The sequence below is a fragment of the Rhodoferax sp. LB1P47 genome (assembly GCF_056521445.1).
This window is the reverse complement of sequence record NZ_JBWMAU010000001.1, coordinates 676451-688751: the sequence shown is the minus strand read 5'-3', so window position 1 is coordinate 688751 and position 12301 is coordinate 676451. Positions and strand designations below refer to the sequence as shown.

The following is a 12301-nucleotide window of genomic DNA, read 5'->3' as shown; positions in this document are numbered from 1 at the left end:
TGATGTTGGATGCCGAAGCGCTGTATTTAGAGTTGTTGAAGGGCGTTCGCGCCTTACTCCACCCCGACACCCGACTGGTCGGCATCACCTCCGGCGGCGCTTGGCTGGCCGAGCGCTTGCAAGCCGACCTGGCGTTGGACGGGAAATCGGGCGTGATCTCGTCGGCCATGCACCGCGACGACTTTTCGCAGCGCGGCATGGTCTCGGGTGGCGGCGGGCAAACTGCGCTGGCCTTTGACGTGAATGGGGCCGACATCATCCTGCTGGACGACGTGCTCTACACCGGCCGCACCATCCGCGCCGTGGTCAATGAGCTGTTTGACTTCGGCCGCCCGGCAGCCGTCAAGCTGGCGGTGCTGGTGGACCGGGGCGGGCGCGAGCTGCCTATCCAGCCCGACTTCGCCGCCGCCCGCATCATTCTGCCCGCCACCCAGCAGCTGGCATTGGCGCGCAGCGCGACGGGTGCCTTTAGTTTTAATGTGGAGGGCTAAATCTTGCTCTACAAACGCAACAACCCCCAACTCAACAAGCACGGCGAACTGGTCCACCTGCTGTCCACCGAAGGCTTGCCCAAAGACATCCTGACGCAGATTCTGGACACCGCCGCCAACTTTGTTAGCGTCAACGACCGAGAGGTCAAAAAAGTGCCCTTGCTGCGCGGCAAAAGCGTGTTCAACCTGTTCTTTGAGAACTCGACCCGCACCCGCACCACCTTCGACATCGCGGCCAAGCGCCTGAGCGCCGATGTAATCAACCTCGACATCGCCCGCTCCAGTGCCGCCAAGGGCGAATCGCTGCTGGACACCATCGCCAACCTGAGCGCGATGGCCGCCGACATCTTCGTGGTGCGGCACAGCGAATCTGGTGCCCCCTACCTGATCGCCCAGCACGTCGCACCGCACGTCCACGTGGTGAATGCGGGCGACGGTCGCCATGCCCACCCCACCCAGGGCTTGCTGGACATGTTCACCATCCGGCACTTCAAAAAAGACTTCAGCAACCTCACCGTGGCCATCGTCGGTGACGTACTGCACTCCCGCGTGGCCCGTTCTGACATCCACGCATTGACGACGCTGGGCTGCGCCGAAGTGCGCGTGGTCGGCCCCAAAACCCTGGTGCCCGCCGACATGGCGCAGATGGGCGTGCGCGTCTGCCACACGCTGGAAGAGGGCATCAAAGGCTGCGACGTGGTCATCATGCTGCGCCTGCAAAACGAGCGCATGAGCGGCGCACTGCTGCCGTCCAGCCAGGAGTATTTCCGCAGCTTCGGCCTGACCCCCGAGAAACTGGCCCTGGCCAAGCCCGATGCCATCGTGATGCACCCCGGCCCGATCAACCGGGGCGTGGAGATCGACTCCGCCGTGGTCGATGGCAAGCAGGCCGTGATCCTGCCGCAGGTGACCTTCGGCATCGCCGTGCGCATGGCCGTGATGGGCATCGTCGCGGGGAACGAGGCATAACTTGTGGCACACCCCCAGGCTTCAGTGCTGGGCATCTTTCGCCACCCCCCTTGCAGGGGGCAACACCAGCAGCCCGGCGGAGCCGGTTCTGCGGTGTTTCACGTACAGAGCGCCGTGGATGTCTATGATTTTTGCTATTTAATTCATAGCTGCTAGCGCAGGTGATACATGTGCTAGAGCCCTATTTGGTATAAAAATATGAAAACCCTGATCCAACACGGTCGCATCATCGACCCCGCCAGCGGCCTGGACACCACCGGCTCCATCGCCATCGCCACCGGTCGCATCATTGCCGTGGGCCGTGATCTGCCCGACTTCACGCCCGACCGCGTAGTCGATGCCAGCGGCTGCATCGTCATGCCCGGTCTGGTGGATTTGTGCGCCCGCCTGCGCGAGCCCGGCTACGAGCACGAGGGCATGATGGAGTCCGAAATGGCCGCCGCTGCCGCCGGGGGCATCACCAGCCTGGTCTGCCCGCCCGACACCGACCCCGTGCTGGACGAGCCCGGCCTGGTGCAGATGCTGAAGTTCCGCGCTAAAAAGAACCACCAGGCGCGCCTGTTCCCGCTGGGTGCGCTCACCCGGGGCCTGCAAGGCGAGGTGCTGACCGAGATGGTCGAACTCACCGGCGCGGGCTGCATTGGCTTCGGCCAGGCCGAGGTGCCGCTGGGCAACACCCAGGTGCTGCAACGCGCGCTGCAGTACGCCGCCACTTTTGATTACCCGGTCTGGCTGCGCCCGCAAGAGCTGTACCTGGGCAAGGGCGTGGCCGCCAGTGGCGCACTGGCCACCCGCATGGGCCTGGGTGGCGTGCCGGTAGCCGCAGAAACCATCGCGCTGCACACCATTTTTGAGCTGCTGAAAACCACTGGCGCCCGCGTCCACCTGTGCCGCATCAGTAGCGCCGCAGGTATCGCCCTGGTGCGCCAAGCCAAAAAAGACGGCCTGCGCGTCACCTGCGATGTCAGCATCAACTCGCTGCACCTGACGGACGTGGACATCGGCTACTTCGACAGCCGTGCCCGCCTGACCCCACCACTGCGCCAGCAGCGCGACCGCGATGCCCTGCGCGCCGCCCTGGCCGATGGCACCATCGACGCGCTGGTGTCCGACCACACGCCGGTTGAGGCGGATGCCAAAGCCCTGCCGTTCGCCGAAGCCGAGCCCGGTGCCACGGGCCTGGAGCTGCTGCTCAGCCTGGCCTTGAAGTGGAGCGAAGACGACGGCGTGCCTCTGCACCGCGCCCTGGCCACCGTTACCAGCGCCGCTGCCGCCGTGCTCGGCACCAGCCTGGGTACGCTGCAAGCCAGCGTGGGCCAGCTGGTGGTGGGCGGCGTGGCCGATGTCTGCGTGTTTGATCCCGCTGCCCGCTGGACCGTCGCTGCCGACACCCTGCGCAGCCAGGGCAAGCACACCCCGTTCTCCGGCTACGAGCTGCCCGGCCGGGTGCGTTGCGCCGTGGTGGCCGGGCACGTGGCCTTTGAAGACCGTCTGGTTTAACTATTAAATAGATAGCTGCTAGCGTAGGTGGTATCTGCGTTAGCAGCCTATTTTTTATAAATTTCTATGCGTCTCTTTCGCGTCCTAATCAAGCTGTTGCACCTGCTGTGGCACATCGCCGTCGGCTGGTGGACCATCCGCCGCCACTTTCCCCTGATGGACGATGCCGAGCGTGGGCGGCAGGTGCAGGCCTGGTCTGTCCAGGTGCTCAAGGTCTTCGGCATCCCATTGCGGGTCCACGGCACACCGCCTGCCCACGGCCCTCTGCTGCTGGTGGCCAACCACCTCTCGTGGCTGGATATTGCGGTGATCCACGCAGCGGGTTACTGCCGCTTTGTGTCGAAGTCCGACGTCAAACACTGGCCCATCGTCGGCACCCTGGCTGCGGGTGCGGGCACGCTCTTCATTGAGCGGGAATCCCGCCGCGACGCGATGCGCGTGGTCCACCACATGACCGAGCGCCTGCGGGCGGGGGACGTGCTGGGCGTATTCCCTGAAGGCACCACTGGCGACGGCCGCAGCATGTTGCCCTTCCACGCCAACCTGCTGCAAGCCGCGATATCTGCCGATGTGCCGGTGTTGCCGCTGGCGCTGCGCTTTGTGGATGTACATACCGGGGCCGTGCACTTCGCCCCCAGTTTTGTGGGCGATGAAACCCTGGTGGGCTCTATCTGGCGCACGCTGGCTGCCACATCGTTGGGTGCCGAAGTCCGCTTTGGCGTGCCCGAACATGCCGAGGGCCGAGACCGCCGCACTTGGGCGCAGGATTTACAGCAGCAAGTGCAAGTTTTGCGAAATGGCTAGGAGCCTGATACGCTACAAAATCAAGAGCGGCGTTCCAGCAATTGCGCGGCTAATTGCAGTAATCCATCGGTGTAGGCATTGGGCTGGAAGTGCTTCGTTGCCTCTACTGCGCGCTGCGCTTCAGCGGCTGCGGCTTGGCGGGTGACATCCAAGGCACCGGTGCTTTTGACAATCGCAATGATCTCGTTCAGGCGCTCGGTTTCACCGGTTTCAATGGCGCGGCGGATCAAGTCACTTTGTTCTTGGCTGCCACGTTGCATGGCTGCGATCAATGGCAAAGTAGCTTTGCCTTCGCGCAGGTCATCGCCCAGGTTTTTGCCCATTTCCGCCGCGTCCCCGTCATAGTCCAGTACGTCATCAATCACCTGGAATGCCGTGCCTAGGGCTTGGCCGTAATCGGCGCAAGCTTGCTCAATCGCGGGCGAGCTGTGGGACAAAATAGCGGCCAGACGGGCGCTAGCCTCGAAGAGTTTGGCGGTTTTGGAGCGGATCACGCGCAGGTAGGCGGCTTCATCGAGCGACGCGTCGTGCATGTTGACCAGCTGCATCACCTCGCCCTCGGCAATCACATTGGTGGCATCGGCCAAAGTCTGCATGATGCGCATATCTTTGACATCCACCATCATCTGGAAAGCGCGCGAGTACAAAAAGTCGCCCACCAACACGCTGGCCGGGTTGCCGAAGGACTCGTTGGCAGTGGGGCGGCCCCGGCGCAGGGTGGATTCGTCCACCACATCGTCGTGCAGTAGGGTGGCGGTGTGGATGAATTCCACGACCGCTGCCATATCGAAGCGTTGCGCATCGGTATAGCCCAATGCGCCGCACATCAACAACAAAATGGCGGGCCGCAAGCGTTTTCCGCCTGCGGAAATGATGTATTGCGACACGGTGCCGACGAGGGGTACGCCGGAGGCGAGTCGCTGTGCAATGACAAGGTCTACCTCGCGCATGTCATCGGCAATGAGGGCGAGGGCAGCAGCGGTGCGGGAGGAGTTGACGGACAAGATAAAAAACGGGTAGTTGCGCAATTATAAGAAGTTCGCAGCTGCAAATTGCCCACCAAAGCAGTGAGATTAGTGGTATGCGCCAGACAATGCTAGAATATGAGGCTCTGTGGAAATCCGTCCGCAGAATTAGTGAAGAGGTCAAGTATGTACGCGGTCATAAAAACCGGAGGCAAACAGTATCGTGTTGCTTCTGGTGAAAAAATTAAAGTAGAACAGATTGCTGCGGACGTAGGCCAAGAGATTGTGTTTGATCAGGTTCTGGCAGTCGGCAACGGCAGCGAGATCAAGGTTGGCACACCCTTGGTTTCCGGCGCAACGGTCACGGTCACGGTAGTGGCTCACGGCAAGCACGACAAAGTGGGCATTTTCAAAATGCGCCGTCGTAAGCACTACATGAAACGCCAAGGTCACCGTCAGCAGTTCACCGAACTGCAAATCGGCGTGATTGCAGCATAACGGGCACAGGTCATGGCACAGAAAAAAGGCGGCGGCTCTACGCGAAATGGACGTGACTCAAACCCTAAGATGCTGGGTGTGAAGAAGTTCGGCGGCGAACTGGTGAGCGCAGGCGCGATCATCGTTCGCCAACGTGGCACCAAGTTCCATCCCGGCACCAATGTCGGTATTGGCAAGGACCACACCTTGTTCGCTTTGGTGGCGGGCCACGTGTCCTTCGCTATCAAGGGCTCGATGAATAAGCACCAAGTGGTTATTACACCTGCGGCCTAAGCCCTGGTTAAATAGATCGCTTGGATCCCCCCGAAGCCCCGCCTCGACGGGGCTTCGGTGTTTTAGGGGCCGTGCTTTCAGGTAAATTTTGAAATTGGAATCGGTATGAAATTCGTTGACGAAGCCTTCATTGACATCTCCGCAGGCGATGGCGGGGCCGGGTGCGTGTCGTTTCGTCACGAAAAGTACAAAGAATTCGGCGGCCCTAACGGCGGCGATGGTGGTCGGGGCGGCCATGTGTTTGCGGTGGCCGACATCAACCTGAACACTCTGGTCGATTTCCGCTTCTCGCGCCGGCACGATGCCAAGCGCGGTGAGCACGGCATGGGTTCCGACATGTTCGGTGCTGCGGGTGGCGATATCATTTTGAAAATGCCGGTCGGCACCATCATTTCCGATGCCGAAACCGGTGAGAAATTGTTTGAGCTGCTGGTCGAAGGTGAAGTTATCACCATCGCCAAGGGCGGCGACGGCGGTTTTGGCAATATGCGCTTCAAGAGTGCTGTCAACCGCGCCCCGCGCCAAAAAACCCCTGGTTGGCCTGGCGAAAAGCGCAGCCTCAAGCTGGAACTGCGCCTGTTGGCCGATGTAGGCCTGCTGGGCATGCCCAACGCCGGTAAATCGACCTTCATCACCGCCATTTCCAACGCGCGTCCGCGCATTGCTGACTACCCATTCACCACCTTGCACCCGAATTTAGGTGTGGTACGCGTCGGCCCGGAGCAAAGCTTTGTGGTGGCCGATTTACCTGGACTGATCGAAGGTGCGGCAGAAGGTGCAGGCCTGGGCCATCTGTTCTTACGCCACTTGCAGCGCACCCGTTTGCTGCTGCACATTGTGGACATGGTGCCGTTTGACGACGCGGTGGACCCCGTGGCGCAGGCCAAGGCGATTGTGGGCGAGCTGAAAAAGTACGACGACGGTTTGTACAACAAGCCGCGCTGGCTGGTGCTGAACAAGCTGGACATGGCCGAAAGCGACAAGCGCGCGGCTCTGGTCAAAGATTTTGTGAAGCGCTACAAGTTCAAGGGCCCGGTGTTCGAGATATCGGCCCTGACCCGTGAAGGCTGCGAGCCGCTGGTGAAGGCGATTTACCAGCACGTCAGGGCGCAACAACTGGCCGAGCAAACTCCGGTGGAGATTGATCCCCGGTTCGTGGTCGCCCCGTCGGATGCAGTTGCAGAAGAGTAACTCCTAAAATAATAGCTGCTTGCGCAGGTTCTATAAGCGCTACGGGCCTAAATGACTCCTATTTTTGCTTCAACGGTATTGCGCGATGCCCGGCGCATCGTGGTCAAAGTGGGTTCCAGTCTGGTGACCAACGAGGGCCGTGGACTGGACGAACAGGCGATTGGTGAATGGTGTCGCCAACTGGCCATCTTGGTCAAAGGCCTGGAGAGCGCGGGCCAACCGGTGCGCCCGCGCGAGGTCATCATGGTCTCCAGCGGGGCCATTGCCGAGGGCATGAAACGCCTGGGCTGGACTACCCGGCCCCGCGCCGTGCACGAATTGCAGGCGGCCGCAGCGGTGGGCCAAATGGGCCTGGCGCAGATGTACGAAACCAAATTGCGTGAAAACGGCCTGGGCAGCGCCCAGGTGCTGCTGACCCACGCCGATCTGGCCGACCGCGAGCGCTACCTCAACGCCCGCTCCACCCTGCTGACCCTGTTGCAGCATGGCGTGGTGCCGGTCATCAACGAGAACGACACCGTCGTCAACGACGAAATTAAGTTTGGCGACAACGACACCCTGGGCGCGTTGGTGGCCAACCTGGTCGAGGCCGATGCGCTGGTGATTTTGACCGACCAAAAAGGCCTGTTCACCGCCGATCCGCGCAAAGATGCCAACGCCACCTTCGTGCACGAAGCCCATGCGGGCGATCCGGCGCTGGAGGCGATGGCCGGAGGCGCAGGCTCCAGCCTGGGGCGCGGCGGCATGATTACCAAAATTTTGGCGGCCAAGCGGGCGGCAGGTTCGGGTGCTTCCACCGTGATCGCCTGGGGCCGCGAGCCCGATGCGCTGGTGCGCTTGTCGCGCGGCGAAGCCATTGGCACCTTGCTGGTGGCGCAAACCCAGAAAACCCAAGCCCGCAAACAGTGGATGGCCGACCATTTACAGATGCGTGGTGCGGTGACGGTGGATGCCGGTGCCGCCACCAAAGTGCGTGATGGTGGCAAGAGCCTGTTGCCCATCGGAATGACGCAGGTGGAAGGGGATTTCTCACGCGGCGACGTGATCGCCATCCTGGGCACCGATGGCGTAGCGATTGGACGGGGTTTGGCTAACTACGCTAGCACCGAAGCGCGCTTGATTTGCCGCAAGCCGTCGAGCGAAATCGAGAGTTTGCTGGGCTACGTGGCCGAAGCCGAGATGGTGCACCGCGACAATTTGGTTTTGTCGCGGTAAATCTTAGGGAACGGTGGGGTGGTTGGGTTGCGGATCCGGGTCAAACGTACCCCCTGGTGGCAGCTCAAAATGCGCACCGTGCGCCTCTTCAAAACAGCCATCGGGATGCTCCCCGTCACGACCCCGCATATTGCTGCGCAAGAAGCGGTTGCGGTAGTCGCAACGCGGTAGAAAGCGTGACAACTCGGTCAGCGCCATCTCATACACGCCACGCTTGAACTCCACCACCACGTCCAGCGGCACCCAGTAGTCGTTCCAACGCCAGGCATCAAACTCCGGATGGGTGGTGGCGCGCAGATTCAGATCCCAGTCGTGGCCGACCAATTGCAGTAAATACCAGATTTGTTTCTGGCCCTTGTAGTGGCCGCGTGCATCCCTGCGGATGAAGCGGTCCGGCACCTCGTAGCGCAACCAGTCACGGGTGCGGGCCACAACGCGTACATGCTCAGGATGTAGTCCTACTTCCTCGTGCAGTTCGCGGAACATGGCCTGCTCGGGGGTTTCGCCCCGGTCAATACCACCTTGCGGAAACTGCCAGGAATGGGTACGAATGCGTTTGCCCCAAAATACCTGATTTCTCTGGTTGAGCAGGATGATGCCGACGTTAGGCCTAAAGCCTTCGCGGTCAAGCATAATCAAACCCCAATTTTTAAACTGCATCCATTATGCACAGCGATGCCTGTGGTTCAAGCGATGCAGTCTGTTTTTCCCCTCCCCACTAGCCCTGAAAATCGCCCATGAAAGCCTCCCAGTTCCTCATTTCCACGCTCAAAGAAGCGCCATCCGATGCCGAGGTGGTCAGCCACCAGCTCATGACGCGGGCGGGCATGGTCAAGAAGCTGGGCGCTGGCATTTATAGCTACATGCCGATGGGTTTGCGGGTGATCCGCAAGGTCGAGGCCATCGTGCGCGAAGAGATGAACCGCGCCGGTGCCATCGAGCTGGCCATGCCCGTGGTGCAGCCCGCCGAGCTGTGGCAAGAGACGGGCCGCTTCGAGAAGATGGGCCCCGAGATGCTGCGCTTCAAAGACCGCCACGAGCGTGATTACGTGATGCAGCCCACCAGCGAAGAAGTGGTCACTGACATCGCCCGGCAAGAATTCCGCAGCTACAAGCAGCTGCCCAAGAACCTGTACCAGATCCAGACCAAGTTCCGCGACGAGCGCCGCCCCCGCTTTGGCCTGATGCGCGGCCGCGAATTCACCATGAAGGATGCCTACAGCTTTGACCGCGACCAGGATGCCGCCAAAGCCAGCTACCAGAACATGGCGCAGGCTTACCGCAAGATTTTTGACCGCTTTGGCCTGACCTACCGTGCGGTGGCCGCCGACAGTGGTGCGATTGGTGGCGACCTGAGTGAAGAGTTCCAGGTGATTGCCGCCACCGGCGAAGATGCCATCGTCTACTGCCCCACCAGCGACTACGCCGCCAACATGGAAAAGGCCGAGGCCCTGGCCCCCCAGACCCCGCGCGCTGCCGCCAGCCAAGCCCTGGTCAAGACTTCCACGCCCGACAAAAGCACCTGCGCCGCCGTGGCCGAGTACCTGGGCCTGCCGCTGAAGAATTCCGTCAAGTCGCTGGTGCTGGCCACCGAGCAGCTCAATGACAAGGGCGAGGTCGTCAAGGTGCAGGTCTGGCTGCTGCTGCTGCGTGGCGACCATTCCATGAACGAGATCAAGGTCGGCAAAGTGCCCGGCCTGGGCGAAGGTTTCCGCTTTGCCTCTATCCCCGAGATCGACGCGCATTTTGGCTGCCTGCCCGGCTACCTGGGCCCGCTGAACACCAAGCTGCCCGTCAAGCTGGTGGTAGACCGCGAAGTGGCCGTGATGGCCGACTGGGTCTGCGGTGCCAACGAGGCCGACTACCACTTCACCGGCGTGAACTGGGGCCGCGACCTGCCCGAGCCTGATGCAGTGGCCGACTTGCGCAACATCGTTGAAGGAGATGCATCCCCCGACGGTAAAGGCGTGCTGGCCATCGAGCGCGGCATTGAAATCGGCCATGTTTTTTACCTGGGCACCAAGTACAGCCAGGCGATGAATGCCACCTTTTTGGACGTGAACGGCAAGCCCCAGTTCATGGAGATGGGCTGCTACGGCATTGGCATTACCCGCCTGCCTGCGGCGGCGATTGAGCAAAACCACGACGCGCGCGGCATCATCTGGCCCGACGCGCTGGCCCCGTTCACCGTGGTGCTGTGCCCCATCAGCCCGGACCGCAGCCCGGACGTGAAGGCGGCGGCCGACACTCTGTATGCCGAGCTGCTGGCGGCGGGTGTGGACGTGATCCTGGACGACCGCAACGAGCGCCCGGGTGCGATGTTTGCCGACTGGGAACTGATTGGCGTGCCGCACCGTGTGACCATCGGCGACAAGGGCCTGAAAGACGGCCAGGTCGAGTACCAGTACCGCCGCGATGCCGCAGCCACCAAGGTGGCGGTGGCGGATGTGTTTGCGTTTGTGCAGGCGCGTCTTGGGACCCACGCTTAAGCCGGTGGCTTCCGCAATTTTTAATAGAAGAAAAGCCATCCTGCGCACAGCGGGATTGCTTGGGGTGCTATTAAAAGTAGAGATTGCGCAGGCCGGTGGCCAACTGGAAGAACCTTTGGTCGATGCGGTGCGCGGGGCCCTGGCTTCTGCCATACACAATGGCGCGCCGCCCGTGCCGGAGTTTTCCAACACCGAAGCGCGCCTGGCCTATCTGCGCTGGCTGGGGGCTATGAGCGACCGTTTGCGGACTAAAAAGCCGGACTGGCCGGTGCGCAAGGAGTTTTTGGAAACCGTGTGGTACGAGAGCCGCCGGGCCGGGCTAGACACCGCCTTGGTGCTGGGTTTGATCCAGGTGGAAAGCAATTTCCGCAAGTTTGCCGTGAGCAGCGTGGGGGCGCGCGGCTACACCCAGGTGATGCCGTTTTGGACCCGGGTGTTGGGTGACGGCGATGCGGCCAAGTTGTTCCATATGCAGACCAATCTGCGCTTTGGCTGTGTGATCTTGCGCCACTACCTGGACCGCGAGGGCGGCGACCTGTTCCTGGGCCTGGGCCGCTACAACGGCTCGCGGGGTAAGGCGCCGTACCCGGATGCCGTACTGGGGGCTAAACGCAACTGGGAATTTTCCGCTTAACAAAGGCTTTCGTGGTGCAAGCCATAGGTGCCAGCTCGGCGGTCGGCAAAGTAGTGCTTCAGGGTTTGCGATACGGTGCGAAAGGCGATTTCGTCCCAGGGGATTTCGGCCTCGGTAAACAGCCGGGCTTCGATGGTTTCAAAGCCGGGATCGAATACTTCGCTGAGCAATCTGGCGCGGTAGTACAGATGTACCTGGCCGACGTGGATGACGCTCATCACGCTGAACAGCTCCTGCATTTCAAACTGCGCACCGGCTTCTTCCACCGTCTCGCGGGCGGCCCCATCGGCAGTGCTTTCGCCCAGCTCCATAAAGCCTGCGGGCAGGGTCCATTTGCCGAAGCGTGGCTCGATGTTGCGCTTGCACAGCAGCACTTGCTCCCCCGTTTCGCCCCAGTGCGGCACGGTGCCCACCACGTTGAGCGGGTTCTCGTAGTGCACGGCGTGGCAGGCGGGGCAGACCGCCCGCAGCTTGGTGTCGCCGTCGTCTGGCACGCGGTAGACCACGGCCGCGCCGCAGTCTTTGCAGAATTTGATGGGGCTGCGGTGCATGGCGGCTAGACGATGCGCACGGTCAGGGGTTCCAGTCCGGCCACGCTACCCACCAGCAGGTCGCCGCGCACCACCGGGCCCACGCCTTCGGGCGTGCCGGAGTAGACCAGGTCGCCGGGTTGCAGCTCCCAGGCGGCAGACAGGTGGGCTATGGTCTCGGCAATGCTCCAGATCAGCTGGGCCACGCTGCTGCGTTGGTGGTCTTGGCCGTTGACTTGCAGGGCGATTTCGGCGCGCTCCACGTCACCCGCCAGTGCTGCTGGAGTAATGGGGCCGATGGGGGCCGATTGTTCAAATGCTTTGCCGATGCACCAGGGGCGGCCTTGCTTTTTCATCTCGTTTTGCAGGTCGCGGCGGGTCATGTCCAGGCCCACGGCATAGCCGTATATGTGCTGGTGGGCATCGGCAGCGGCGATGTTTTTGCCGCCCTTGCCAATGGCTACCACCAGCTCGATCTCGTGGTGCAGGTTGTTGGTCAGCGAGGGGTAGTCGATGGTGCCGGTCTGCCCGGCATCGACGGCCACCACGGCATCGGCCGGTTTCATGAAGAAAAACGGTGGCTCGCGGCCGGTGAAACCCATTTCCTTGGCGTGCTCGGCGTAGTTGCGGCCCACGCAATAGATGCGGTGCACGGGGAAGCGGGCCGTTTGGCCGATGACGGGGACGGAGACGACAGCGGGGGGCGTGACAACGTAGTCCATACGGGCTTCTTTGGAGTGGT

General features: G+C 61.8%; 14 protein-coding genes. 10 read left to right on the top strand and 4 right to left on the bottom strand.

Translation table 11 applies throughout. The features are described 5' to 3' along the window. Positions 1 to 2: 2 nt before the first annotated feature. The 4 genes from pyrR (at position 3) to AC0969_RS03255 (ending at position 3764) form a co-directional block, all read left to right on the top strand. Complete coding sequence (pyrR, locus tag AC0969_RS03270) at positions 3 to 491, top strand: bifunctional pyr operon transcriptional regulator/uracil phosphoribosyltransferase PyrR (protein WP_479622830.1); 489 nt, start codon at positions 3 to 5, stop codon at positions 489 to 491. A gap of 3 nt (positions 492 to 494) precedes the next feature. Further along, complete coding sequence (locus tag AC0969_RS03265) at positions 495 to 1460, top strand: aspartate carbamoyltransferase catalytic subunit (RefSeq protein WP_479622689.1); 966 nt, start codon at positions 495 to 497, stop codon at positions 1458 to 1460. Positions 1461 to 1658: 198 nt separating this feature from the next. Further along, positions 1659 to 2960: a dihydroorotase gene (locus AC0969_RS03260; protein WP_479622688.1), complete on the top strand. Its 1302-nt coding sequence runs from the start codon at positions 1659 to 1661 to the stop codon at positions 2958 to 2960. A 66-nt stretch (positions 2961 to 3026) separates the two neighbouring features. After that, the gene (locus AC0969_RS03255; protein WP_479622687.1) at positions 3027 to 3764 is read left to right on the top strand and encodes a lysophospholipid acyltransferase family protein; all 738 of its coding nucleotides are present in this window, start codon (positions 3027 to 3029) and stop codon (positions 3762 to 3764) included. Positions 3765 to 3784: 20 nt separating this feature from the next. Here the strand turns inward: AC0969_RS03255 and AC0969_RS03250 are convergent, their stop codons facing one another. Beyond that, positions 3785 to 4714: a polyprenyl synthetase family protein gene (locus tag AC0969_RS03250; protein WP_479622829.1), complete on the bottom strand. Its 930-nt coding sequence runs from the start codon at positions 4712 to 4714 to the stop codon at positions 3785 to 3787. A gap of 201 nt (positions 4715 to 4915) precedes the next feature. On the opposite strand from AC0969_RS03250, the gene rplU reads away from it, so the two are divergent. From rplU to proB, 4 genes are all read left to right on the top strand, one after another. Continuing rightward, the gene (gene rplU, locus AC0969_RS03245; protein WP_295960805.1) at positions 4916 to 5227 is read left to right on the top strand and encodes a 50S ribosomal protein L21; all 312 of its coding nucleotides are present in this window, start codon (positions 4916 to 4918) and stop codon (positions 5225 to 5227) included. Positions 5228 to 5239: 12 nt separating this feature from the next. Continuing rightward, positions 5240 to 5500 (top strand): 50S ribosomal protein L27, encoded by a 261-nt coding sequence (gene rpmA, locus AC0969_RS03240; RefSeq protein WP_315429619.1) that lies wholly within the window; start codon positions 5240 to 5242, stop codon positions 5498 to 5500. Positions 5501 to 5605: 105 nt separating this feature from the next. Next, positions 5606 to 6691, top strand: coding sequence for a GTPase ObgE (gene obgE, locus AC0969_RS03235; protein ID WP_479622686.1), 1086 nt, complete (start codon positions 5606 to 5608; stop codon positions 6689 to 6691). 51 nt (positions 6692 to 6742) lie between these two features. After that, the gene (gene proB, locus AC0969_RS03230; protein ID WP_479622685.1) at positions 6743 to 7906 is read left to right on the top strand and encodes a glutamate 5-kinase; all 1164 of its coding nucleotides are present in this window, start codon (positions 6743 to 6745) and stop codon (positions 7904 to 7906) included. A gap of 3 nt (positions 7907 to 7909) precedes the next feature. Here proB and AC0969_RS03225 read toward each other — a convergent pair whose 3' ends face one another. Then, entirely contained in the window at positions 7910 to 8539 is a 630-nt protein-coding gene (locus AC0969_RS03225; protein WP_479622684.1) for an RNA pyrophosphohydrolase, read from the bottom strand. Positions 8540 to 8643: 104 nt separating this feature from the next. Between AC0969_RS03225 and AC0969_RS03220 the strand changes: the two genes are divergently transcribed. Together AC0969_RS03220 and AC0969_RS03215 are read left to right on the top strand one after the other, a co-directional pair. Continuing rightward, the gene (locus tag AC0969_RS03220; RefSeq protein WP_479622683.1) at positions 8644 to 10395 is read left to right on the top strand and encodes a proline--tRNA ligase; all 1752 of its coding nucleotides are present in this window, start codon (positions 8644 to 8646) and stop codon (positions 10393 to 10395) included. Positions 10396 to 10459: 64 nt separating this feature from the next. Next, positions 10460 to 11029, top strand: coding sequence for a lytic transglycosylase domain-containing protein (locus AC0969_RS03215; protein WP_479622682.1), 570 nt, complete (start codon positions 10460 to 10462; stop codon positions 11027 to 11029). Here the strand turns inward: AC0969_RS03215 and AC0969_RS03210 are convergent. Both AC0969_RS03210 and AC0969_RS03205 read right to left on the bottom strand, forming a co-directional pair. Next, positions 11026 to 11580, bottom strand: coding sequence for an NUDIX hydrolase (locus AC0969_RS03210; protein WP_479622681.1), 555 nt, complete (start codon positions 11578 to 11580; stop codon positions 11026 to 11028). The genes AC0969_RS03215 and AC0969_RS03210 overlap by 4 nt on opposite strands. Positions 11581 to 11585: 5 nt before the next feature. Continuing rightward, positions 11586 to 12281: a fumarylacetoacetate hydrolase family protein gene (locus AC0969_RS03205; protein ID WP_479622680.1), complete on the bottom strand. Its 696-nt coding sequence runs from the start codon at positions 12279 to 12281 to the stop codon at positions 11586 to 11588. Positions 12282 to 12301: the final 20 nt, after the last annotated feature.